At 60.5% G+C, this 1,346-nt stretch carries 1 protein-coding gene; it reads left to right on the forward strand.

Going from position 1 to position 1,346, the window contains the following annotated elements:
• Window positions 1-197 precede the first annotated feature (197 nt).
• Window positions 198-1,115, forward strand: coding sequence for a hypothetical protein (locus G8760_RS29685; protein WP_166356434.1), 918 nt, complete (start codon window positions 198-200; stop codon window positions 1,113-1,115).
• Window positions 1,116-1,346 lie beyond the last annotated feature (231 nt).

Here is a 1,346-nt window from a genome sequence, read left to right on the forward strand (position 1 = left end):
ATCAGTCGGCGTATTGCTCGAATGTGGTGTTGCGTGATTTGGTGTGTGATAACAACCGGCGCAACGCGCTTAGTGTGATCTCGGTTGATGGGCTGGTTGTTGAAGGGTGTCAGTTCTCGCAGACGCAGGGGACGCTTCCGGAGTCGGGTGTGGACTTTGAGCCGAATTTCGCGGATGAGCGTATATCCAATATTACGATGACGGATTGTGTGTTCGAGGGGAATATCACCCGGGGTGTGTCGGTGATCTTGAGTGCGCTGGATCAGACATCGGCGCCGGTATCCGTTCTGATTGACCGGGCTACGGTTTCTCATCACATGGGGGAGTCGCGGCAGCTTCCGAGTGCGGTGTTCATGACCAGTGCCCGTAACGGTGTGACGGGCAAGATCGAGGTCCGGGACTCGCTACTCAACGTCGAACCAGCCTCGAGTGCTATCGGTAGCTTCAACAACGACGCCAACGGTGTGGAAATGCACTTCACCCGCAACACCGTCTGGAACTGGGGCAACGCCGCGCAGAGCTACGAGCCGATCGTGGTCTCGTCGGGTTTGCAGCAGGCATTCGGCGGGCTGATATTCGACGACCTCGTCTTCGTCACCGACCAACCCCCACTGCTACTTCGTGCCCACCGAGAGGCTCAATACGACCCCGATGGCACAGCGACACTCACCAACGTCCACGGCACCATCACCGTCGTCAACCCCCACGGTGTCGACGTTGATACCGGTGAGAACCCACCGGTCGACTACGACCTGACCGTGCGGACCGCGGCTGCCGACAATCGGGCCAAGGTCAAGGTGACTGCGCAGTCGTCGTCGGTTTCCGGTGGCGACGACGCGCAGCTGGTCTTCACCCGCGCCGGCGGAGACGCCTCGACCCCGCTCGCCATCGCCTACGACGTCAGCGGCTCGGCCCGAGAACGATACGACTACGGAGGTCTGAGCCGGGTTGCGGTCATCCCCGCTAGAGCAACCCGGGTGACCGTCCCCATCCGCACGTTCGCGCGGCGCCAAGCGGACGATCCGAGATTCCGGGAGATCGTTGTCGCGGTTGAGCCTGGGCACCGCTATGAGGCATTGCCCAAGAGTGTGGCCAGAATCGCCATCACCGATTGAACTAACGGCACTATCGAGGGATCGATCGAAGGCCTGTTTTGATCACCAACCGTACTAACCGTGGAGGTGCCAAATTATGAGCTAGTTCGTGGTCTGTTCGGTTGATGTGCGTCTGGAGGCTGTTGTGGTTTCTCGTAGGACGATTTCGCGTCGGGCGTTGTTGGGGAGTGCGGCTGCGACGTTGCCGGCTGCGGCGTTGATGGTGGATGCTGCTGGTGCGGTTGGTCGGCG

This window comes from Phytoactinopolyspora limicola (assembly GCF_011320225.1).
In the GTDB taxonomy this organism is placed as follows: domain Bacteria; phylum Actinomycetota; class Actinomycetes; order Jiangellales; family Jiangellaceae; genus Phytoactinopolyspora; species Phytoactinopolyspora limicola.

Coding starts and splice junctions, on each gene's coding strand:
- G8760_RS29685 (WP_166356434.1), top strand. CDS start 198: ATGACGGATTGTGTGTTCGAGGGGAATATCACCCGGGGTGTGTCGGTG.